Source organism: Methylobacterium trifolii (assembly GCF_022179685.1).
GTDB classification, from domain to species: domain Bacteria; phylum Pseudomonadota; class Alphaproteobacteria; order Rhizobiales; family Beijerinckiaceae; genus Methylobacterium; species Methylobacterium trifolii.
Genome location: NZ_BPRB01000121.1, coordinates 24078 through 44579 on the forward strand (window position 1 = coordinate 24078; position 20502 = coordinate 44579).

Genomic DNA, 20502 nt, shown 5'->3' on the forward strand with positions numbered 1-20502 from the left:
ATGCGGAACGGTCCTTGCGTCGGCCTGCCGCACGGCCGATTGAGCACCGGACCGATGCGCTGCGGCGCACCAAAAAAAATCCAGCGAGGCTGATCGATGCGAGCGGACGACCAGGGCCGTGACCCGGCGGAACTCGAAGGGCATCTCCTCGGACTGATCGAGACCTCCCGCGAGCAGGCGAGCGAAGACCCGTTCCGCAACCCCGTCCTGGCCGTGACCCTGGCGATCACCCGCCGCTTCGACCGAGGCGAGATCACGGAGGCCGACCTCGACGCCCTGTTCGTGCGCCTGCGCGCCCAATCCCTGGCGGCCAGGGCAGAGCGCCTGCGCGCCTATGTCGGGCTCGACGGCGACCCGGATGGGGAGGCCGCGATCCCGGCCCGGCTGGTGGCGGCCGTTCCGGACAGGCCCGGCAGCTTCGAGAACCTGCGCGACCTGATCGGGCGCACGGCCTTCGCGGTGGTGTTCACGGCGCACCCCACCTTCGGTATGCCCAAGGCGGTGGCCGCGCTGATCGCGAAAGGGGCGAGTGTCGGCGAGGGCGAGGCGCGCGCCGGCCTGATGGAGCGGGCGGCCGCGCTCTCGACGCGTCCCGACCCGAAGATCTCCCTGGACGACGAGTTCGATCAGGCCTGCGTCGCGGCCAACCACGGCCGCGAGGCGCTCGACACCTTCAACGGCGCCCTGCTCGATGCCGCGCGCAAGCGCTGGCCCGACCGCTGGACCGAACTCGTGCCCAAACCCTTCGCCATCGCGAGCTGGGTCGGCTGCGACACGGACGGGCGCACCGATATCGGCTGGTGGGACACCCTGCGCTACCGCCTCGAATCGAAGCGGATGCAGCTCGACCGGGTGATGCGCCAGCTTCCCGCCATCCCCGCGACGCAGGTGGTGCGGGGCTTGGCCGAGGGGGCACTCGCGGCCGTCAACCGCCAGCTAGTGGTGGCGCCGCGGCTGGGCGCCAAGCCCTCGCTGGAGGCGGTGCACCGCTTCGCCCTGGCGCTCATCATCGAGCGCGAACGGGCACAGGCGGATTCGGCAGGCCTGCTTGCGGGGCTCGCCGGCGCGATCACGGCCGCTGAGGACGATAGCGACAAGCGCGCCATCGCGGTGCTGCGCTCCGGGATAGCCACTCACGGCCTCTCGAACGCCCTGCCCCATTTCCGACTCAACGCCAGCCAGATCCACAACGCCGTGCGCCGGGTGATCGACCTGGAGGGCGAGCCGACCGACGCGGCCCAGCGCCGCTCGCACCTGGCCACCATCCACACCCTGCTGAACGACGTGCAGCCGGTGGCGGTGGATTTCGGGGCGCTCGCGGCCGAGCGCGCCTCGGCCGCCCGCCTGATGATGACGATCGCCCAGATCCTCAAGCACGTCGACGGCACCCACCCGGTGCGCTTCCTCATCGCCGAGACCGAGACCGGCTACACACTCCTCGCCGCCCTCTGGCTCGCCCGGCACTACGGCATCGCCGACAAGGTCGAGATCACGCCGCTGTTCGAGACGGCCTCGGCCCTGGAACAAGGCATCCGGGTGCTGGACGACGCGCTCCGCAACCCCCATTGGCGGCGCTACCTCCAGCGCATCGGCCGGCTGACGGTACAGTTCGGCTACTCGGATTCCGGGCGCTACGTCGGCCAGCTCGCCGCGACCTTCTGGATCGAGCGGCTGCGGCTGCGCATCACCGAGATGCTGGTCTCGAACGGGCTTTCCGACGTGGAGCTCGCGATCTTCGACACCCACGGCGAGTCGATCGGGCGCGGCGCCCACCCGACCTCGCTGCGCGACCGCCTCGCCTACCTCGCCCCCGAGGATGCGCGCGCGCGCAACCGCAAGGCCGGGATCAAGGTGCGGCTGGAATCGAGCTTCCAGGGTACGGACGGCTACCTGCTGTTCGGCACCCGCGCCCTGGCCGAATCCTGCGTCGCGCGGATCGCCGAGCACGTCTACGCGCTGGACGTCGCCGAGGACGACGCCTTCCCCGACTACGCCCTGGCGGACGCTCCCGAGGGCGCGGACGCGGCCGACGACCCGGTCTACGCCGAGACGGACTTCGCCCTCGAGTTCTTCACGGTGGTGCGCCAGGACATGGAGGCGCTCGTCGACGATCCCGGCTACGCGGCGCTGCTCGGCACCTTCGGCCCGAACCTGATCGACCGCACCGGCTCCCGCCCCGTGGCGCGCCAGTCGGATTCCGGCGGCCCGGCGCTGATCACCCACCCGCGCCAGATGCGGGCGATCCCCAACAACGCGATCCTGCAGCAGCTCGGCTACCTCGCCAACTCCGTCCACGGCATCGGCCGGGCCGCGGGCCGGGCGCCGGACCTGTTCCGCGACATGCGCCGGGACTCGGTGCGCTTCTCCCGCGCCTTCCGCTTGGTGCAGCACGCGGCCAGCGTGGGCGACCTCGACGTGCTGCGCGCCTATATCGACACCCTCGACCCGGCCGTCTGGCTGGAGCGGGCGCGCCGCACCCAGAAGGATGGGCGCCGGGACGAACTCGTGGTGATCGCCGGCGCGCTGGACCGTCTCGACCTCGCCCCGAACCTGCGCCGCCTGTTCGGCCGGCTGACCACCGACTGGCTCAGCCTGCACAGCGCCGCGCCCGACCTCAAGAAGATGTCGGTGCGCCTCACCCTGCTGCACGCGATCCGCCTCGCCCTGATCCACCGGATCTGGTTCCTGGCCGTGCACATCCCCGGATTCCGGCCCCAGGCCGGCGTGACCCGCGAGCAGTTGCTGGAGCGCTTCCTGCGCCTCGACATCGAGGGCTGCCTGACGCTCCTGGACGAGATCTTCCCCGTCACCCCCGATCCGACGCTGGGCCTCAACTTCGGCGAGCCGGCCGGCCCGCGGGACGTGGGCACCTACGAGGCCGAGCACGCGAACCTGTTCCAGCCGATCCGGCGGATGTTCGCGCAGGTGCGGGAGATCTCAGGCATGATCCAGCACGAGGTCGGCGCCTTCGGGTGAGGGCGCGCGCCGTGGAGGGGCCACGGGATCAGGACCGCTCCAACTCCGCCATCAGGGTTTGGGCTATCTCGACGGTCTGCGCGATCGGGCAATCGAAGGCGAAGGCCACGTCGTCCCGATAGTCCTCCGCGGACCGGTCGACCATGATCTGGACGGCGCATCGGCCCATGAGTTGGCTGATGGCGACGTACTCGTTGCTGGCGTAATTGCGCGTCGAGATCTCCACGAAGGCCCCGCCGCGTGGGGCGAACGGAAGGTTCCACAGCGCCGCCCCCAGCTGGCCGATGACGAGCCGGGCACGCGAGAACGCCCGGACCTGCGCATCGAAACTCAGGGCGTGGGGACGGATCGTCGTGACGCCGATCTCGGCCAGCGCGGCGACGAGTTCGTCCTCGTTGCGCATGATCCTGGAATGCGCGGCGCCGAGGCGCGACACGTACAGGTATTCGGGCGCGACCTGATCCGGCGTCCGGGTGACGGTTCCCTTGAGGACCTGCATCATCTCCATGCAGACCGGCGCAGGTGCCATGTTTCCGATCGTCGAGACCGCCGAGGCGTATACGAAGTGCGGGATTTTGACGTACTGAGCCGTCGTCTCGATGATCTGGCCGTTCGGGACGCCGATCAGCAGCAGTTCGCGCTTCTGCCTGTCGCTCAAGGATGGACAGACGAGAGCAAGCCTGCGCGCCTGTAGCTCCGGCAGGACCTGATAGGCCGCGACCAGGGTGTTGGCGAGCCAGTGGCCGTAATTCGTCAGGCTTCCCCAGTGGGTGAGCAGCATGACGGGCGTTCCCACGTCGAGGGTCGCAGGATTCGCCTTCGCGAGGGAGAACCAGCGCTCGTCCCCACGAGGCTCGACGGCCGGGGAGAAGTGGACGGGCCCATGCTGGATGGTGGCGAAGCACGAATCCGACCAGGCCCGACGGTCATCGTAGAGGAAGAACCCCGTCCGCACGTCGACGATCGCATCGCGGAAAGCGGCCAGGTAATAGGCGCTCGTGTTGTAGGCGGGGCGCGAATGGATGTCCCTGAACGCATCGAGGTCGGTCCCGATACACAGATCCATCCTCATGTTCCGGGACCACGCGATCTTCCGGCCCGGTTCCGTGACGTGGATCGCGACGTGATCCGTGCTTGCCTCGGCGAAGACGGTCTCCCGATCGACGGTCCGGTAGGACGCGAGATGATCGCGGGCGGAGAAGGAGCCCGGAAAGCCGGTCATCTCGAGCCTGACGGAATCCGTCACGGGTGCCTCCTTGGTCGGAGCCGGACGAGTCCGCTCGGTGAAGCCGTCTTCATGCCGCGGGAAGGCGCATATGGGCCTCGGCCTGCTCGCGGCAGGCACGCGCCAGGAGCGCGACGCGACGGTCGTTTCCGATCGGCACCGGCCGGCTCTTGGTCAGTTCGACGACGAACTCGCCGTTGCCGTCGGACAGCACCGCCCGCGGATAGAGCCCGACGAGGCCGAGGGCGTTCATCTCCAAGAGCATCAGGAGGCAGGAATGCGGGGTGAACACCCAGGCATGGGCATCCCGATACGTCGCGCGGGTTCTTCGGATCAGGTCCAGGCAGTCTCCGACAGACAGGCCGGAGGCGCTCCGAACACCGTCGAACACCTCGTCCCCGTTCCAGACGATCTTGTCGCCGCTGGCGACCGAGTACCCATCGGCGTCGTAGAGCGTGCGCAACGCGTGGAACGGCTGCGGCTCGAGATAGGCCTCGATCCATTGGCCGGCCGTGGAGAGCGGGCGGAGGAGATCGAAGCAGCCCCGCTTGTCGGGCACGACGACCAGGAACACGCCGTCCGGGGCGAGAATCCGTTCGATCGATCGCAGGTGCGCGATCGGGTTCGGGATGTGCTCGAGGTTGTGGCTCGAGAACACGATATCGAAGCTCCCGGCGTGCTCCTCTCCGATCGCCCTGTCGAGGTCGCCGTCGGCGACGACGAAGTCGACGGGCTGTATTCTGTCGGCCGCAGCCGGATCGGGGTGATAGGCCCGATACTTGGCGACGAGGTTGTCCTGCGTATCGTGATCGGCCGTGTAGAGATCGTAGCCGTCCGCCTTGCTGAACACCGGGTTGTAGGACCCGCCGATCTCAAGGAGCTTCTGATCTTTCGACACACGCGACGCGACGTACGATCCGCGCCCATGCCCGATATCCTGGAGCAGGACGACCGGAGGGATGCCGCGATCTGCAGGAGTGTTCGTATCTTGACTCACGACCGATCGCACCATTGTCGTCGCACGCGACTGGATCGCTTTCCGACGACGTGACTGCCGGCCCGTCGTCGGAGAGCGCGGCCATCTGTCTACGGCGCAGGCGCTCAGTCAACTCGGCCCGGATCGGAGCCCCCTTGACGGCGCCCAGTCGACCCATGGGACGAACGCGGATCGTTCGTGTCAGAAGGCTGCCGGATTAGAGGATCGCGATGACCGGCGACAGGATCACCCAGGCCGAGTACTGGAACGGCGAGGTCGGCCGGCGCTGGGCGCGGGGGCAGTCCACCCTGGATGCGGTGTTCGCGCCCCTGACCGAGGCCCTGTTCGCGCGGGTCGGGCTGAAGCCCGGCGACCGGGTGCTCGACGTCGGCTGCGGCTCGGGCGAGACGGCGCTGATCGCCGCCCGTAGCGTGGGCTCGGGCGGCAGCGTCCTCGGCGCAGACCTCTCCGTGCCGCTCCTCGACGTGGCCCGCGCCCGCGTGGCGGCCGAGCCCGGCGCGGCGGTCCTCCGCTTCGTCGAGGCGGATGCCGAGCGCTACGATTTCGGGCAGGCGGCCGTCTCGCACGTCGTCTCCCGCTTCGGCATGATGTTCTTCCCTGATTCGCAGGCCGCCTTCGCCAATCTCCGCCGCGCCCTGGCGCCGGGGGGCCGGCTCACGCTGCTGTGCTGGCAGGCCTTGGCCGACAACCCCTGGGTGAGCGTGCCGCGCGCGGCGGTGCTGCCCCTGGTGCCGGAGCCCGCCGCCCCGTCCCCCGACGCGCCGGGCCCGTTCCGCTTCGCCGACCCGGCGCCGTTGCGCGCGCTGCTCACGGCTGCGGGCTTCGCCGACGTGGCCTGCGAGGGCATCGTCCGCGACGTCGTCCTCGGGCGGGCGGAGGACGGCTCGGCGCGGGAGGCGGCGGAGGCGGCGGCCGGCGTGGCGGTGGAACTCGGACCGGTCTCGCACCTGCTGCGCGAGGCCGGGCCGCCCCTGCGCCGGAGGGCGCTGGAGGCCGTGACGGAGGCACTTCTCCCCCATGCGCGGGACGGCGCGGTGCGCCTCGGCGCGGCCTGCTGGCTAGTCTCGGCAGGCTAGCCGCGACCGCGGCCGGTACCGCACCGCACCGGGTCGTCGTTCCGATCCGGCGCCTGCATACCGCACGGCACAGTTCACGGCCGGGTCAGCGCAATAGTTCTGCTAAGTCATTCAGTTTGCACTATATTTTCTAATGCCGCATGTGCGAGATCGCACGTGAAAGGATGCGGCAGCGCACCATGTTCAGTCCACGCAGACGATGCGGCCGTCGAAACGGGCACCCCGGTGCCACCACCTCCGGCAGGCCGCACGGAACCGAAAGGAACGGACATGAACACGCGCTTCGCTTCAGCCGCCGTCGCTCTCGCCCTGGTCGCCGCCGCGCCCGCCACCGCCGCCTTCGCCCAGGATTTCGGATACGGCGCGCCGGGCTACGGCCCCCGTTCCACCCGAGCCGTCGAGGCGCCGCGCAGCATCCTCGGCGTGCCGAGCTGGGTCTTCGAGGGCCGTGACGAGTCCGGCGACAGCCTGACCACGGGCTCGGTCGCCCCGCGCCGCGCCGTCGACCGTTCCGCCAAGGGCGGCAACGCCGCCCAGCAGGACCGCCGCGTGCCGCAATACGGAAACACCTCGGGCGGCCCGACCGAGTAATTTCGGTCGCCATCGCCGAACATTAGGGCGGCGGGGCTCAGGCTCCGCCGCCTATTTCATGTGTCGCGTCCGCGACGGATCAGCCGCGCGCGGCGGTGACGGCGAGCTCCGGCTTGTGGTTCAGGGTCTGAAACACGACGCAGTAGCGCTCCGTCAGCTTGAGGAGCTGGTCGAGCTTCTCCTGCGGCGCGTCCGTGTCGAGGGCGAACGACAGGCGGATGGCACGGAAGCCCACCGGCGCCTCCTTGTCGACGCCCAGCGTCCCGCGGAAGTCGAGGTCCCCCTCGGCGCTGACGGTGCCGGCCTTAAGCGGGATCTCCAAGGCCGTGGCCACGGCCTTCAGGGTGACGCCCGCGCAGGCGACGAGCGCCTCCAGCAGCATGTCGCCCGAGCACAGTTCGGCCCCCGAGCCGCCGGTGGCCGGGTGCAGGCCCGCCACGGCGAGCGCCCGGCCGGTCTCGACCTTGCAGGCGATCGACGTGTCGTCCAACGAGCCCTTGGCTGTCAGGGTGATCACGGCGGAATCGGGGGTGTTGCGGTACTGGTCCTTGAGCGGCGCCTGAAGGGCGCGCAGGCTGGTGGCGTCCATGTCGTTTCCTCGTTGTCGTGTCCCAGGCTCGCGGTAGCGGGAAGCGGAGCACGGCTCAACCGGGCTCACGGCGCGGCTGACATCGGCCGCGGTAGGCTCTAGGTGGGCTCCGGTTAGGGCTTGGCGCCTGTGACCTCGATCCACGACGCACCAGTCCAGGACCCACCCGCGGACAGGCACCTGCGCCCGGCCTCCCTCGACGCCCTCGTGGACATGAACGGGGCGATCAAGCCGTATCTCAACGTCTACCTCTACGTGAAGCGGGACTGGGACGACGGCCTGGTCGGGCTGGTGGGCACGGTCTCGGGGCTCGCCGGCATCCTGTTCCAGACGCCGATGGGGCCAGCATCGACGGGTTGCGCGACAAGCGCCTCGCGATCCTTGCCGCCCTGGTGATGATGGCTCTCGCCACCGTGACGATCGCGGTCGCCCCCCAGTTCTGGCCCGTGCTGGGGGCGTCCTGCGTGCTCGCGGTCATCGGCGACATGTTGAACCCGGCGGTGGCGGCCTTGACCCTGGCCTGGTTCCCAGGGACGGGCCTCACGCGGCGGCTGGGGCGCAACGCCGCCTTCGAGCGGGCCGGCAACGTCGGCATCGCCCTGCTGATCGGCGGCATCGGCTGGCTGTTTCCCGACCGGGCGGTGTTCCTGCGGGTGCCGGCGCTCGCGGTCCTGGCGGCGGCGAGCCTGTTCTCGATCCCGAGCGTGGCCCTCGACGCCGGCCGATCCCGCGACCGGGACGGAGATGTGGACCGGAGCGCCAAGGCGGGCTTGCGCACGCTGCTCGCCTGCCGGCCGCTCGTCGTCTTCAGCCTCTGCGTGATGCTGTTCCACTTCGCCAACGGGCCGCTGCTGACGCTGGTGGCCCAGGAGATCGGGGCCGCCCGACCCGAATGGTCCTCGGTCACGGTCTGCATCGTCGGCGTGCAGGCGGTGATGGCGCCGATGGCGATCCTGGTCGGGCACCGGGCCGATGCCTGGGGCCGCAACCCGTTGCTGGCGGCGGCCTTCTGCGCCCTGCCCCTGCGGGCGTCGCTCTACACCGTCTGGCGCGACCCCTCCCGGCTGATCGCGGTGCAGTGCCTCGACGGGGTCGGCGGGGGGCTGCTCAGCGCGGCCAAGCCCCGTGGTGCTCGCCGACCTGATGCGCGGCACCGGCCGCTACAACCTCGCCCACGGGATCGTCGGTACGCTCCAGGGCGCGGGCGCCTCCCTGGCCTTCGTCGTCGCGGGCCTGCTCGTGCAGGAGGCGGGCTTCTCGGCGGCCTACCTCGCCTGCGGCGCGGCGGCGCTCGGGGCGCTGGGCATCCTCGTGGTCTTCATGCCCGAAACGCGGGATCATCCCCGCTCACCTTGAAGCCGGCCCATGGCCGGGTTCAGGGAGGTCCGGCGGACGCGCGCCGCCGCGCAGGCGGATTGCGATGAGGCCGGCTCATCGCGATCCGGGATCAGGCGGCCCTGTCGCGCCCCGACGCCTTGGCGCGATAGAGGGCCGCGTCGGCGCGGGCGAGACCCTCGGCGAGGCCGGCATCGTTCGCCTCGACCATCGCGACCCCGAGGCTCAACGTCCAGGGCGGCAGGCCCCGGCTTCGGCGCGCGGCCGCTCCGATCCCATCCGCGACCCGCCGCGCCGCGAGAAGGTCCGTACCGTGCAGCACGACCACGAACTCGTCGCCGCCGAGCCGGGCGACGAAATCCCGTCGCGTCGGCAGCAATGCGCCGGCAGCCGTCACCACGGCCGCCAGCACGCGGTCGCCGGCGGCGTGGCCGTGGCGATCGTTGATCGCCTTGAAGTGGTCGACGTCGATCACGACGAGGGCCGTGTCGGCGGCGATGGCGCGGGACGCGTGGGCGTCGAGGCCGGCCCGGTTCCAGGCGCCGGTCAACCCATCCCGCAGGGCGGCCTCGCGCAGGGCCGCCTGCGCCCGCTCGCCGGGCATCGCCAGGAGGCCGAGGTTCAGCATGGTGAGCAGGAGCTGGTCCGCGATCATCGGCAGCAGGGCCGCCATGTTGGGGGATGACCAGCCGGCGGCCTCGGCCGCGATCGCCGCGGCGTAGACCGGCAGGAAGGTGTAGAGCGCGGCCCCCGCGATGCGCCGCCCGCGGGACGGGGTCGGCCCCCGGCCGAACACCAGCAGCGTGCCGACGACGCCCATGCTGGCGGCAAGGCCCACGGTCCCGCCGATGCGGCTCGCGGTGGAGGCGAGGCCGGCATCCGCCAATGTGAGGGCCGGCAGGCCGTAGGCCAGCATGGCCGCGAGCACGGGCAGCCCCATCCAGGGGCGAAGGGCCGGCAACCCGTCGAAGCGGCGCACGCCCATCAGGATCTGGAGGTTCGTCGCGGCCAGCACGCCGTAGAGGACGGCCTCGACGGCCGGGCTCGTCGCGAACTGGAAGCCGGCCAGCACCGCGGCGTAGAGGGCGGAACTCGACGCCCAGTGCAGCCAATGGGCCTCCCCCCGCCGCCCACCCCAGAGCGACAGGAACACGAAAGCGAAGCCGAGGCTCGCCAGGCCGCTGCACAGGCGCAGCGTCGCCAGGTCCGAGACGAATTCCATGTCGCCGTCTTCGAGACAGATTCGGTGTACGGAGGCAAGTATCTCAACAAGAGCTTAAGCTCCGGTTCTGGGCGAAGGCGGAGAGCGGATGATGGGACCAAGACGGAGCCGCAGACCGACCGGACTCCTGCCGGCCCTTGCCCTGTTGTCCGTCCCCGCGGCGGCAGCCAACCTGCATGCCACCTATCTCACCCCCGGCGGCTTCGGCCTCGCGCGTCCTGGCCCCGCCCCCGAAGCCCGGTTCCGCGCAAGGGCGTGGCGACATGGCGGCGGTCGAGGCCGCAACGGCCGCACGGACGCGATCCGAGGAACGGCGCATCACCTAAGGCCTTCCCTGCGCCCTCGACAGCTTCGCCGGAATCCTCGGAGCCGCCTTCACCGCGGACCCGATGCCACGCACGCAGCCCTGATCGAGCGGGCCTTCCAGGACGGAGAACTGATCGTGCTGGCGGCCAAGGGAACCATCACGCGGCCCCGGCCCTACACGGTGAGGCCGGACCTGCCGACCTTCGGGTATCGCTCGAGCAGCACCTCTTAGCCGAGCGGGCACGCCACCTTCGGCTACCTCGCCGCGAACCTGCTCGCCGATCTCGTGCCGGGCCGGGCACATGCCCTGTTCAGGCGGGCGCAGCAGTATGGCCGCAACCGCCTGATCGCCGGCGGGCGACGCATCGAGGGTGCGGAGCTGTCAGGCCAGCATGTAGGTCAGGAGCGAGCGGAGCTGCGCCGGCTTGATCGGCTTGTGCACCAGTTCGGCTCCGATGGCGCAGGCCTGCGCCTCGATCTCGGGGGCGTAGTCGGCCGTGGTGAGGATGACGGGGAGGGACGCGCCGCGCGCGCTCGCGAGATGGGCGGCGACGTCGAGGCCGCAGGCGCCGTCGTCGAGGTGGTAGTCGAGGATCAGGATGTCGGGGGTGAAGCCGCCCGCCTCCACGGCCGCCCGCACGCCCGCGAGGTCGCGGCAGGCGCAGACCTGCGCGTCCCAGTTCTGCAGCAGGCGCTTCAGGGCGTCGGCCGTCGAGGCGTCGTTCTCGACGATGAGGACGCGGGCGCCCGAGAGCCGGGTGGAGACGGGGACGGGTCGCGGCACCTCTTCCGGCCGCGTCGGGCTCAGGGGCAGGGTGAGGGAAACCCGCGTGCCGTGTCCGGGGCGGGAGGCGAGCGACAGGGGATGGTCGAGGGCCAGCGCCATGCGGTGCACGATGGAGAGGCCGAGGCCCAGGCCCGGCTCCTCGGTCTCCATCGCCCCACCCCTGCAACCGCTGCCGCGGTAGAACTCGTCGAAGACGAGGTCGCGCTCGTCCGGGCCGATGCCGCAGCCGGTGTCGATCACGTCGATGCGGGCGGCCCCGCCGCGCAGGCGGGCCGCGATCACCACGCCGCCGGAGGCGGTGTAGCGCACCGCGTTCGAGACGAGGTTCTGGAGGATGCGCTGGAGCAGCAGGCCGTCGCTCGTCACCACGAGGTCGGGGCAGTGCGCGATCAGCCGCAGTCCCTTGCGCTCGACGAAGGGCTTGAAGCTCGCCGCGATTCCCGCGAACAGGTCCGGGAGGGAGATCGCCCGCACTTGCGGCCGGACGATGCCGGCATCGAGCTTGGAGATGTCGAGCAGGGTCTTGATCAGGTCCTCGATGGTCTGGAGGCCCCGCTCCACCTGCACCGCAATCACCGTCGCGTCGGGGCCGAGCGGCAGGTCGGCTAGCGCCGAGACCGAGAGGCGGGCGGCGTTCAGGGGCTGGAGCAGGTCGTGGCTCGCGGCCGCCAGGAAGCGCGTCTTGGAGCGGTTGGCGGTCTCGGCCTCTTCCTTGGCCGCCACCAGCGCCTCGTTCGAGCGCTCGAGGCGGTGCATCAGCCCGGTCAGCTCCTCCGTGCGGGTGCGGACCCGGCCCTCCAGCATGATCGCGGTCTGGAACAGGGAATAGGCGCTGCCGCGCTGGTCCATGCTGCGCTCGACATGGGCCATCAGCGCGGCGTTGATCCGCTCCAGCTTCTCGATCCGCCGGTGCAGGGATTCGTCGGTCTCGAGACCGCGGGCATGCACGCTCATGGGCCGGGGGGCGTGTCGGCCGCCATCCGGCCGATGGCGATGCCGGTGAAGGTCTGGTTGAGGTGCATCGCCCGGTACTGCTCGCCGAAGGTCTCGAAGCCGACGACGTTGTAGCGGCGGTAGAGGTCGCTGATGCCCTGGCGCACCTGCCGGCTCTCGGCGTCGAGGCGGCGCAGGACGCATTCGAAGCCGATGATGAGGTCGACGCCGCCGACCAGGGCGTCGAGGCGGGCGAGTTCGGCCCGCGTCGAGGCGACGATGTCGCGCGGCTCGGCCAGCGTCAGCACCACGCCCTCGTCGATGGCGCAGAAGAAGCTGAGGGACCCGTCCGCGTTCATGCGCCGGATCGAGCGGCAGAAATACTCGCCGCCCACCTTCACGGCCAGCGGATAGGCGGCAAAGCTCATCGGCGAGAGCCGCTCGGGGTCGAGGCCAACCGCCATGGCGTATTCGCGGGCCGCCGGCTCCGCGTTCAGTTCGTGGACGATGCGCTTCTCGCCGTCGGAGGCCGTGACCACGAACTTGGTGCCGGTCGGCTCGAAGTTGTCGCTCTTGAAGATCTCCACGGGGTAGTCGGTCTCGACCAGGATCAGCACCGCGGCCTTGCGGTGGGTCCGGCCCCCATGCAGCACCACGGCATCGCGAAAGTTGAGGTCGTCACCGGCCGAGCCGCCGACGAGGGGGATGCCGTCCAGCGCCCAGGAGATGGCCGAGACCACCGTCTCCTCGGCGTTGGCGAGCCCGTCGATCAGCGAGAGGGCGAAGCGGTAGCCCGCCGGCGGCCGCTCCGGCGCGGGATCGTGGCCTTGCGGATCGAGCGTCCGGCGCAGGGCCCGCACGGCGGTGGCGGTGCGCTCCACGTCGAGGTGGTCGATGGCGTCGAGCACCGTCGAGACGATGCGGAAGCGCTGGCGCGGGAAGGCGATGGCCACCAAGCCGTGGTCGAGCCCGCCCGAGGGGGCGATGCCGCCGGACATGGAGCAGCCGGCGATGGCGGCTGCCGGGAAGCGGGCCTGGAGGGCGGCCGACAAAGCCTCGGGATCGAAATCGGGGGAGAAGAACACCACGAGCTGCGCCACGTCGGCACCGGCCATGGCCCCGGCGATCTCGCCCACGGCCACTTCGGCCACGAGCGATTCGGTCCAGGCCGTCCTGATGCCGCACAGATGCGTGCGCATCTGCGTGTCCTGTGCCACGTCCCACCCCCGCGCGCCTGCGGCAGGCTTTCATTGAGCCCGTTCTTTCGCTGTCTTGTGGGCGAGTATGTCGGGCGCCGCCGAAAGGTGCAACCTCGGGGTGCGGCGGGGCAAGTCTCACCCCTAGGCGAAGAACCGCACCGTGCAGCCCGGATGCCGGGCCACCAACTCCGCGCCTGCTGCCGGGCCGAGCACCATGCAGGCGGTGGAGAGGCCATCGGCGAGGAGGCCCGTGGGCGCCGTCACCGTGACCGAGGACAGGGTCTTGGGCGAGCGGCCGGTGCGCGGATCGAAGATGTGGTGGTCGGCGTGGTCGGGGGAGAAGCTCATGGCGTAGTTGCCGGAGGTGGCGGCAAAGCCTGAGAACAGCTCGATCACCGCGGCGATGGCGCCGGGCGCGCGGGGGTCGGCGAGGCCCAGTCGCCAGGGCGTCTAGTCCGGATGGGCCCCGCGGGCGCCGAACTCGCTGGTGTCGATGAAAGCGTCCGCGATGCCCCTGGCGTCCACCGCCCGCATCACCCGATCGGCGGCGTAGCCCTGAATCAGGGCGTTCAGGGTCAGGCCCATGCCCGGCGCCAGGCGGATGCGCTCCGCCGCGACCCGGACCCCGCGCCAGCCGACATCGATAAGGACCGCCGCCCGATCTACGACGACGCCTTCCGGCCCGGCGATCCGAGCAAGTCCGAGGACGGCAAGAAGGGCAAGACCGTGTTCGCGGTGCCGAGCTTCCTCGGCGGCAAGAACTGGATGCCGATCGGCTACAGCCCCGACACCAAGCTGTTCTACGTCCCCTCCAACGAGTGGGGCATGGACATCTGGAACGAGCCGGTCTCGTACAAGAAGGGCGCGGCCTATCTCGCCGCCGGCTTCACCATCAAGCCGGTCTTCGACACCCATATCGGCTCGCTCAAGGTCATCGACCCGGCCTCCGGCAAGACCGTGTGGGAGTACAAGAATAAGGCGCCTCTCTGGGCCGGCGTGCACACCACCGGCGGAAACCTCGTCTTCACCGGCACGCCGGAGGGCTTCGTGAAGGCCTTCGACGCCAAGACCGGCGAAGAGGTCTGGAAGTTCCAGGTCGGCACCGGCGTCGTCTCCTCGCCGATCACCTGGGAGCAGGACGGCAAGCAATGGGTCGGGATCGCGGCCGGCTGGGGCGGGGCGGTACCGCTCTGGGGCGGCGAGGTGGCCAAGTCCACCGCGGGCATCAACCAGGGCGGCAGCTTCTGGGCCTTCAAGCTGCCCAAGACCGTCGCCTCGCGCTGACGATCGCCTCGCGATTGACGATCGCATGGACGCCGCCGGCAACCCCGGCGGCGGACGTGCGAGGCCTCGGGGCCTCAGACGGCCCCTCAACACCCGCCCGTATCCCGAGGCCGCATTGGCGTGTACGTCTACTAGGTCTGTGCTCGCGGAAGGGATCGGAGGCACGCGCGTGCATCTCTTGATCGTCGACGACCATCCGCTGTTCCGCGACGCCCTGGCGAGCGCGATCCGCCTCGCCTATCCGGACGCCCTGCTGCACGAGGCGGACGGGATCGAGGCGGCCTGCGCCATCCTCACGGCCAACCGCGGCATCGACCTCACCCTCCTCGACCTCTCGATGCAGGGCGTGACGGGCTTCGACGGCCTCGTGACCATCCGCACCCGCTTTCCCCGCGTGCCGATCCTGATCGTCTCGGGCCACGAAGACACGCGCATCATGCGCGGGGCCCTGCATCACGGGGCGGCCGGCTTCGTGCCAAAGGCCGTGGACAAGGCCACCCTGACGCGGGCGATCAGCGACGTGCTGAGCGGCGCCCTCTCGATCCCCCCAGGCCTGACCGATCCGGGGATGGGCGCGCAGGCCGCCAAGTCCCGCAAGTCGCCCCTGGCCGAGCGCGTCGCCCGCCTCACCCCGCAGCAGTTGCGGGTCCTGATGATGATCCGCCAGGGCAAGCTCAACAAGCAGATCGCCCACGAACTTCAGGTCGGCGACTCGACCGTCAAGGCCCACGTCTCCGAGATCCTGCGCAAGCTCGAGGTCATCAGCCGCACGCAGATCGTGATCGATACGGCGCTCCTGGACTTCGACCAGATCCACAACGCCCACGCCGGCTGAACCTTTTTGGATTGGCGGATCGGCGACCTGGAGTTTAGGCTGTGCCCCTCCGTTCAGCCCGGTCGACCCGTCTCGCCCCCGCAATCTTCTTCCTCACGTCCAACCTCGTGCTCGCGGCGAACGATCCCCGCTATGGGCGGGACGATAAGCGGTTCGGAGCGCGGGCAGCCCGCGAGGCGGGCGCCATCCTGAACGATATTCTGGATCGGCACGGAGGGAGGCTCTCTACCCTGCATCTTCGCGGACAGGTGGCACCGGATCAGCGCGGTCTCACCCAACCTCGCCCGCAAGTACCTCGGCCTGACGCTCTACACGGAACTCACGGCGACCCGACCCCGGCACCGTGCCAGCCGGAATCCTCGATCCGGCCGGTACGATGAAGCAGAATTTCTGCTCGGAAGCGGATGCGAACAAGCTATGGGACCGGCGCGTAGCGAATTTCAAGAATGGGATTTTTGGAAACGAGAAGGATAAATATACGAATGCGCCGATGATCGGCGCCAAGCGCATCGATCTGGCGATGCCCGTGTTCGAAACGTCGCTCTCCACGGCAGTCGTGACTGTCGTCTATACGGGCAATATCTGGATGAAGCGCGATCCAGAATTCGCGAATCATATCTGAAACAGTATGATGCGACCGGCTTCAGCTTATTCGGACGCCCATACATGTCTGCCTATTCTTACGTGTACCGCAAGCGAAATGGTCGCTGGGCTTTGATCGAGACGTCCGAGGATTCCGTCGCGGATTGAGCCGTGGCCGGTCCCACCCAGGTGACCGGCTTGCCGCGGGCAACGCCTTCGGCGTTTTACCAGCCCGCCCTCCGCGTTGCACACAGCATTAACCTTTTGTTAATCCGCCGATTGCCCTGGAGGCGCCGTCGTGAGAGCTTTCGTTAACGAGAGCTTAACGGTTGGGCCACGGCGATGCGGTTCGCGATTTCGAAGCGGCGGGATGCGGTGTCGGGCCAGATTCTGCGCCGGTGCGCCGTCGCCGCCCTGGCCCTTGCCGCCGGCCTGCTCGCCGCTCCGGCCACCCAGGCCCAGACCTTCGCCTCCCTGCCGAGCAGCCCCAGCGCCGCGACGCCGCTCTCCGCCGCCAAGCCGATCGCGGCCTGGGTCTCGTTCTGCCAGGGCTACGCGGCCGAATGCGCCCTCGACCGTTCCGAGCCCGCCCGGATCGGCCTGAATCCGGCGATCTGGAACACCATCGTCTCGGTCAACCGCCGGGTGAACAAGTCCGTCCAGGCCATGACCGACATGGAGCATCTGGGCACCCCAGACCGCTGGGACCTCGCCGAGGACGGCATCGGCGACTGCGAGGACTTCCAGCTCCTCAAGCGCCACCTCCTGGCCCAGGCCGGCCTCCCGAAGCGCGCCATGCGCATGACGGTCGTCATCGACGAGAAGGGCGAGGGCCACGCCGTCCTGACCCTGATCACCGACCGGGGCGACCTGATCCTCGACAACAAGACCAGCCAGATCCTGCCCTGGCACCGCACCGGCTACGTCTTCATCAAGCGCGAGAGCCAGGACGCCGTCGCTTGGGTCTCGCTCGGCGGCGTCACCTCCCCGGTCACCACTGCCAACCGCTAAGCCGCAGGCCGAGATCGGTCCGGCCGTCCCGAATCGGGACGGCCGGAAAGCAGGCGGTTTAAGGAAATCTTAGGCGTACCGACGCGAACCTGGGCCCGTTCGGATCGGCGCCCGCATGACCCACGCTTACGCCACTGTGCGGCTCGCCCTCGCCGGAATCCTCGGCGCCCTGCTGCTCGGGCAAGCCGCGGCATCGGCCGGGGAAGCCGCCGACCGCCATGCCCTTTGGCGCGGATGCCTCGACCGGAACTTCGGGGTGCAGGCGACACCGAGCGGTCGCACGCTGGCCGCCGACGCGGCCCTGCGCAGCTGCCGCGAGGCGGAAGCCGCCTACCTCACCGCCCTCTCCGCTTCGCCCCTGCTCGACGGCGAGGAGATCGTGCAGGCGCGGCCCGCCCTGGCGGCACGCGCCAGGGGCTGGCTGCTCGGACGTCGCGCCTCGCTCTGAGCGGGACCGCTCCGGGGGCCGTATCCGAACCGTACGCGCCCCTCCGCGCCACAGGCCGCGCCACGGGCAAGGCCGCTCTCCGAGGTGGAGAGACGGCGGATCGGTCGGACATGGGCTGCAGCGCGGGCGGCATGAATCCGCGCTGCGATCCTTCAGGCCGCCGCGACGGTCTTGCGGCTGGAGCGGCCCTTGACGGTGGCGGTGGCGGCCTTGCGACGGCCCGACGCGCGCGCGGTGGGAGCCGGGGCGGCCTCGGCCGCGGGCTCTTCCTCCGGCTGCGCGGCCGCACGGCCCGGCTGGCCGAGGCCGAGGCTCTTGGCGAGGGCGGAGCGCTGGGCGGAATAGTTGGCGGAGGTGGTCGGGTAGTCGGCGGGCAGACCGTAGCGCTCGCGGTAGCTGTGCGGGTCGAGGCCGTGCTTGGTCAGGTGGCGCTTCAGCGTCTTGTAGGACTTGCCGTCGATGAAGCTGACCAGCCCGTCCGGCCGGATCGACTTGCGGACCTGCGCGGTCGTCGGCTTCTCGACCGTCTCGGTCGCGGCTTGGACGGGGCCGGCAGCGATCCCGTTCAGCACATCGTAGATGCTGGCGATGAGAGCAGGAAGCTCGGCAGTGGGGATCGAGTTGTTGGAGACGTAGGCAGCCACGACGTCGACGGTCCGCTCGATATAGTTCGGCTGCGGATTGGGTGCACTTTCAGACATACTCGCGATCCTTGCTCATCATCCTTTGAATCTCCCCCCGATTGCGGATTTATGATATCCGCCAAGGAAAGCAAGGATCACTCTGGAAATCCCTGTTCGTAGAGACCAAAAAACGAATGCAAATGGCTGCCGACGCGCTGGAACGCTTCGGATCAGACCCGGACTCGACAGGCAAATCGGCACGGAAAATCATACGAATGCTGAGGTTCGTATCGGCTGGGTTTTCTGCCGTTTCCAGAGATCGTTACGCGTCGGTCCGACAGCGTTCGCGCGGCCGTACCGGCCGCAGCAACCGAACGTACGACCCTCGATTGCGTTCCGGCAGGCCGGACCTGTGCGGAACGACAGTCCAAGATCGGCCCGCATGCGACATATTGTTCTATTCGAAATGTTTTTGATTCGTTCGGTCGCACGAGGATTGAATGCGATCGACCGAACCGGCATCCGATCCGTGAGTCCGGCCACAAGCCCAGCATTACCCGGTCGCACCGGAATCGCGGATGGGAGTTCTGCCGGCGATAAGCTAGTGGTGGGACGAGTGCCGGGAGGCGACCGCCCGCAAGACGTGCCGCGCGTCGACAGAAGGACTTGCCGTCGAAGGAAGGACTTGCCGTCGGGCGACGATCCTGCGCTCAGGAAAAGGTCTTGCGGGGATCGAAGGCGTCGCGCACCGCCTCGCCCGCGAAGACGAGCAGGCTCAGCATCGCGGCGATGACGAGGAAGCCTGTCAGGCCGAGCCACGGCGCCGTCAGGTTGTCCTTGCCCTGTGCCAGCAACTCGCCGAGCGAGGGCGAGCCGGGAGGCAGGCCGAAGCCGAGGAAGTCCAGGGAAGTCAGGGTCGTGATCGAGCCGTTCAGGATGAACGGCAGGAAGGTGAGCGTGGCCACCATCGCGTTCGGCAGCAGGTGCACGGTCATGATGCGGATGTTGGACAGGCCGAGCGCGCGGGCCGCCCGCACGTATTCGAAGTTGCGCGCGCGCAGGAACTCGGCCCGCACGACGCTGACGAGCGCCACCCAGGAGAACAGCAGCATGATGCCGAGCAGGACGAAGAAGCCCGGCGCGATGAAGGCCGAGATGATGATGATGAGGTAGAGGGTCGGGATGCCGCCCCAGACCTCGATGAAGCGCTGGAACGAGAGGTCGACCCAGCCGCCGAAATAGCCCTGCACGGCCCCCGCGATCACCCCGATCACCGAGGAGACGAGGGCGAGGATCAGCCCGAACAGCACCGAGATGCGAAAGCCGTAGATCACGCGGGCGAGCACGTCGCGGGTGGTGTTGTCGGTGCCGAGCCAGTGCCGTTCGAGGTCGCGGCAGCCGGTGCCCGGGCTCTTCTCGGCCGCCTGGCATTGGGCGTCGGTAAGCATCCAGGTCGGCGGCGAGGGCGAGGGCGTCGGCAGGCCCTCGTTGATGGTGTCGTAGGAGAACGGGATCGGCGGCCAGAGCGCCCAGCCGTTCTCGGCGATCTCCTTGGCGATCTCGGGCACCCGGTAGTCGGTGCGGGCCAGGAACCCGCCGAACTTCTCCTCCGGGTAGTCGATCAGCACGGGAAACAGCCACTCGCCCTTGTAGGAGGCGACGATCGGCCGGTCGTTGGCGATGAACTCCGCGAACAGGCTGATGCCGAACAGCCCGACGAAGATCAGGAAGGACCAGTAGCCCAGGCGGTTACGCCGGAAGTTCTCCAGGCGCCGCCGGTTGAGGGGCGACAGGCGCCCTTGGGTCGGAAGGGGACGGGGGCCTGCCGGCGACGCTTCGGAAGCACGCTCCGGGCGCGGCACGAGCGGCTGGGCGCCCGGCATCGGCGCCGACACGACCTCGCCTTCTGGCGGACGGGCGATCTCGTTCACCGACTCGCCCTTTGCCAGATGCCCAAAGAAATCAGCCGTCGAGGCGGACGGCCGTCCCCTCGATCTCGGTCGGCCGCAGGCCCCCCTTGCGCTCCATCCAGCGGCGCAGCAGGCGGACGTTGCGGCGGTTGGCCTTGAAGGCCGCATCGAAGATGTCGCCGGCCAGCGGCACGATCCCGATCGCCCCGTCGAAGGCGACGTTGAGAGCCATCCGCGCGATCAGCCAGCGCGGCGCCCCGAGGCGCTTGGCCTCGTAGACGATGTAGGAGGAGATCACCACGCCGGCGATGTCGCCGACGATCGGCACCAGGCCGATGATCGCCTCCATGCCCACCCGCCGGTTGATGCCGGGGATCAGGAAGGCCGAATCGAGGAGATGGGCCAGCGTCTCCAGCTTGGCCAGCGTCGCCTCGGGGCTGAGGTCCTGGATGCGGCGCGCGGGCTTGGCGCCGAGGGTTTGCGTGAAATCCATCGCGTGGACCCGTGCTGAGGCGGTCATGGACGAGGATGTGGCCCCGCCTCCCGCGCGCCGCAAGGAGAGGGGTCGCGCGC

The 20502-nt window shown here is 69.6% G+C and carries 18 protein-coding genes and 2 pseudogenes; 10 read left to right on the forward strand and 10 right to left on the reverse strand.

The annotated features are described in order from the left end of the window. Nucleotides 1-96: 96 nt before the first annotated feature. Complete coding sequence (locus COGEMETH_RS11930) at nt 97-2976, forward strand: phosphoenolpyruvate carboxylase (RefSeq protein ID WP_238182781.1); 2880 nt, start codon at nt 97-99, stop codon at nt 2974-2976. 28 nt (nt 2977-3004) lie between these two features. On the opposite strand, the gene COGEMETH_RS11935 is transcribed toward COGEMETH_RS11930, so the two are convergent. Together COGEMETH_RS11935 and COGEMETH_RS11940 are read right to left on the reverse strand one after the other, a co-directional pair. Next, the gene (locus COGEMETH_RS11935) at nt 3005-4222 is read right to left on the reverse strand and encodes a glycosyltransferase family 61 protein (RefSeq protein ID WP_238182782.1); all 1218 of its coding nucleotides are present in this window, start codon (nt 4220-4222) and stop codon (nt 3005-3007) included. Between the two features lie 49 nt (nt 4223-4271). Further along, nucleotides 4272-5099: a class I SAM-dependent methyltransferase gene (locus COGEMETH_RS11940; RefSeq protein ID WP_238182783.1), complete on the reverse strand. Its 828-nt coding sequence runs from the start codon at nt 5097-5099 to the stop codon at nt 4272-4274. 308 nt (nt 5100-5407) lie between these two features. Here COGEMETH_RS11940 and COGEMETH_RS11945 point away from each other — a divergent pair, with 308 nt between their 5' ends. Both COGEMETH_RS11945 and COGEMETH_RS11950 read left to right on the forward strand, forming a co-directional pair. Continuing rightward, nucleotides 5408-6274: a class I SAM-dependent methyltransferase gene (locus COGEMETH_RS11945; protein WP_238182784.1), complete on the forward strand. Its 867-nt coding sequence runs from the start codon at nt 5408-5410 to the stop codon at nt 6272-6274. A gap of 270 nt (nt 6275-6544) precedes the next feature. After that, complete coding sequence (locus COGEMETH_RS11950; protein ID WP_238182785.1) at nt 6545-6865, forward strand: hypothetical protein; 321 nt, start codon at nt 6545-6547, stop codon at nt 6863-6865. 79 nt (nt 6866-6944) lie between these two features. On the opposite strand, the gene COGEMETH_RS11955 is transcribed toward COGEMETH_RS11950, so the two are convergent. Beyond that, a complete protein-coding gene (locus COGEMETH_RS11955; RefSeq protein ID WP_238182786.1) occupies nt 6945-7454 on the reverse strand; it encodes an OsmC family protein in 510 nt (169 codons plus the stop codon). Between the two features lie 120 nt (nt 7455-7574). Between COGEMETH_RS11955 and COGEMETH_RS11960 the strand changes: the two genes are divergently transcribed. Together COGEMETH_RS11960 and COGEMETH_RS11965 are read left to right on the forward strand one after the other, a co-directional pair. After that, the gene (locus COGEMETH_RS11960; RefSeq protein WP_238182787.1) at nt 7575-7850 is read left to right on the forward strand and encodes a hypothetical protein; all 276 of its coding nucleotides are present in this window, start codon (nt 7575-7577) and stop codon (nt 7848-7850) included. Then, nucleotides 7811-8878 (forward strand): MFS transporter, encoded by a 1068-nt coding sequence (locus tag COGEMETH_RS11965; protein WP_238182788.1) that lies wholly within the window; start codon nt 7811-7813, stop codon nt 8876-8878. The genes COGEMETH_RS11960 and COGEMETH_RS11965 overlap by 40 nt, the downstream gene beginning before the upstream one ends. A 23-nt stretch (nt 8879-8901) precedes the next feature. On the opposite strand, the gene COGEMETH_RS11970 is transcribed toward COGEMETH_RS11965, so the two are convergent. From COGEMETH_RS11970 to COGEMETH_RS11985, 4 genes and pseudogenes are all read right to left on the reverse strand, one after another. Beyond that, complete coding sequence (locus tag COGEMETH_RS11970; RefSeq protein WP_238182789.1) at nt 8902-10011, reverse strand: GGDEF domain-containing protein; 1110 nt, start codon at nt 10009-10011, stop codon at nt 8902-8904. A 688-nt stretch (nt 10012-10699) separates the two neighbouring features. Then, nucleotides 10700-12058 carry an ATP-binding response regulator gene (locus tag COGEMETH_RS11975; RefSeq protein ID WP_238182790.1) on the reverse strand — a complete coding sequence of 453 codons (1359 nt, stop codon included), beginning with the start codon at nt 12056-12058 and terminating at the stop codon, nt 10700-10702. Continuing rightward, complete coding sequence (locus tag COGEMETH_RS11980) at nt 12055-13236, reverse strand: FIST signal transduction protein (RefSeq protein WP_238182791.1); 1182 nt, start codon at nt 13234-13236, stop codon at nt 12055-12057. Before COGEMETH_RS11980 ends, COGEMETH_RS11975 begins: the two co-directional genes overlap by 4 nt. Nucleotides 13237-13377: 141 nt before the next feature. After that, nucleotides 13378-13875 (reverse strand): annotated as a pseudogene (locus tag COGEMETH_RS11985) (FAD:protein FMN transferase); the annotation flags it as partial. On the opposite strand from COGEMETH_RS11985, the pseudogene COGEMETH_RS11990 reads away from it, so the two are divergent. The 5 genes and pseudogenes from COGEMETH_RS11990 to COGEMETH_RS12010 all read left to right on the forward strand — a co-directional run. Beyond that, nucleotides 13876-14520: pseudogene (locus tag COGEMETH_RS11990) on the forward strand (outer membrane protein assembly factor BamB family protein); the annotation flags it as partial. A gap of 169 nt (nt 14521-14689) precedes the next feature. Next, on the forward strand, nt 14690-15355 hold the full coding sequence (locus tag COGEMETH_RS11995; RefSeq protein WP_238182792.1) for a response regulator: 666 nt from the start codon (nt 14690-14692) through the stop codon (nt 15353-15355). 343 nt (nt 15356-15698) lie between these two features. Further along, a complete protein-coding gene (locus tag COGEMETH_RS12000) occupies nt 15699-15977 on the forward strand; it encodes a hypothetical protein (RefSeq protein WP_238182793.1) in 279 nt (92 codons plus the stop codon). A 302-nt stretch (nt 15978-16279) separates the two neighbouring features. After that, on the forward strand, nt 16280-16948 hold the full coding sequence (locus COGEMETH_RS12005; protein ID WP_238182794.1) for a transglutaminase-like cysteine peptidase: 669 nt from the start codon (nt 16280-16282) through the stop codon (nt 16946-16948). A 115-nt stretch (nt 16949-17063) separates the two neighbouring features. Beyond that, nucleotides 17064-17396 carry a hypothetical protein gene (locus COGEMETH_RS12010; RefSeq protein ID WP_238182795.1) on the forward strand — a complete coding sequence of 111 codons (333 nt, stop codon included), beginning with the start codon at nt 17064-17066 and terminating at the stop codon, nt 17394-17396. A 152-nt stretch (nt 17397-17548) separates the two neighbouring features. Here COGEMETH_RS12010 and COGEMETH_RS12015 read toward each other — a convergent pair whose 3' ends face one another. The 3 genes from COGEMETH_RS12015 to COGEMETH_RS12025 all read right to left on the reverse strand — a co-directional run bounded on the left by COGEMETH_RS12015 (nt 17549) and on the right by COGEMETH_RS12025 (nt 20422). Continuing rightward, entirely contained in the window at nt 17549-18097 is a 549-nt protein-coding gene (locus tag COGEMETH_RS12015; protein WP_238182796.1) for a Ros/MucR family transcriptional regulator, read from the reverse strand. 632 nt (nt 18098-18729) lie between these two features. Further along, nucleotides 18730-19950, reverse strand: a complete 1221-nt coding sequence (locus COGEMETH_RS12020) for an ABC transporter permease (RefSeq protein WP_238182797.1) — start codon at nt 19948-19950, stop codon at nt 18730-18732. A 31-nt stretch (nt 19951-19981) separates the two neighbouring features. Next, a complete protein-coding gene (locus tag COGEMETH_RS12025; protein WP_238182798.1) occupies nt 19982-20422 on the reverse strand; it encodes a DUF4112 domain-containing protein in 441 nt (146 codons plus the stop codon). Nucleotides 20423-20502: the final 80 nt, after the last annotated feature.

Bases quoted from the DNA above. Each gene is read 5' to 3' on its own strand.
- COGEMETH_RS11930 (WP_238182781.1), top strand. From the start codon at position 97: ATGCGAGCGGACGACCAGGGCCGTGACCCGGCGGAACTCGAAGGGCAT.
- COGEMETH_RS11945 (WP_238182784.1), top strand. From the start codon at position 5,408: ATGACCGGCGACAGGATCACCCAGGCCGAGTACTGGAACGGCGAGGTC.
- COGEMETH_RS11950 (WP_238182785.1), top strand. From the start codon at position 6,545: ATGAACACGCGCTTCGCTTCAGCCGCCGTCGCTCTCGCCCTGGTCGCC.
- COGEMETH_RS11955 (WP_238182786.1), bottom strand. From the start codon at position 7,454: ATGGACGCCACCAGCCTGCGCGCCCTTCAGGCGCCGCTCAAGGACCAG.
- COGEMETH_RS11970 (WP_238182789.1), bottom strand. From the start codon at position 10,011: ATGGAATTCGTCTCGGACCTGGCGACGCTGCGCCTGTGCAGCGGCCTG.
- COGEMETH_RS11975 (WP_238182790.1), bottom strand. From the start codon at position 12,058: ATGAGCGTGCATGCCCGCGGTCTCGAGACCGACGAATCCCTGCACCGG.
- COGEMETH_RS11980 (WP_238182791.1), bottom strand. From the start codon at position 13,236: ATGCGCACGCATCTGTGCGGCATCAGGACGGCCTGGACCGAATCGCTC.
- COGEMETH_RS12005 (WP_238182794.1), top strand. From the start codon at position 16,280: ATGCGGTTCGCGATTTCGAAGCGGCGGGATGCGGTGTCGGGCCAGATT.
- COGEMETH_RS12010 (WP_238182795.1), top strand. From the start codon at position 17,064: ATGACCCACGCTTACGCCACTGTGCGGCTCGCCCTCGCCGGAATCCTC.
- COGEMETH_RS12015 (WP_238182796.1), bottom strand. From the start codon at position 18,097: ATGTCTGAAAGTGCACCCAATCCGCAGCCGAACTATATCGAGCGGACC.
- COGEMETH_RS12025 (WP_238182798.1), bottom strand. From the start codon at position 20,422: ATGGATTTCACGCAAACCCTCGGCGCCAAGCCCGCGCGCCGCATCCAG.